Origin of the sequence: Halomonas flagellata, from assembly GCF_022487945.1 — a bacterium.
GTDB classification, from domain to species: domain Bacteria; phylum Pseudomonadota; class Gammaproteobacteria; order Pseudomonadales; family Halomonadaceae; genus Halomonas; species Halomonas flagellata.
In genome coordinates this window covers 1-517 of record NZ_JAKVPY010000154.1, presented here as the reverse complement: position 1 = coordinate 517, position 517 = coordinate 1, and the positions used below count along the sequence as shown (strand labels likewise).

Here is a 517-nt window from a genome sequence, read left to right as displayed (position 1 = left end):
GCTGAGCGCAGGAGAGTTCGATGCCATGAGCAACGGCAGTATACTATCAGGACTTACCATTGAAGATACCAATGCGGGAATGCAGGATTTTGACGACAGTGTGGTGCCCAGGATCGTACTCTTCCAGACCAGGGACGGGCGCAAAGGGGCTATTAAGATAAAGGAATTTGTATCGGATGGACAGGATTCCTATATCATCGTAGATATCAAAATACAAAAACAAGGAAGTTAAAGAGGAATATAAAAGAATTATAACCAGCATACATGTTTTATGAATAAATCAAGTAGATATCAGCGAATAAAAAAGCTACTGATCCTTTTTATAGTACTGATCACTGGCCAAGTACATGCCCAGCTATATCCGGTAAGTGTTACTACACAAATGCACAAACCTTATAGCGTCCGGCTTTCGCAGTATACTACCTCCATTCAAGAGCGGCTTACGGTAACTTTAAACTTACTTGATGTCAATGATTTTAACAGGCAGGTTCGGTTAAAGTTAATTGTAAAGCGCAAT

General features: G+C 40.6%; 1 protein-coding gene. It reads left to right on the top strand.

Annotation, left to right across the window (positions count from 1 at the left end; translation table 11 throughout):
- Positions 1-232 (top strand): hypothetical protein (locus MKP05_RS21635; protein ID WP_240570182.1); only part of this gene is annotated, 232 nt, incomplete at its 5' end.
- Between the last annotated feature and the right edge of the window lie 285 nt (positions 233-517).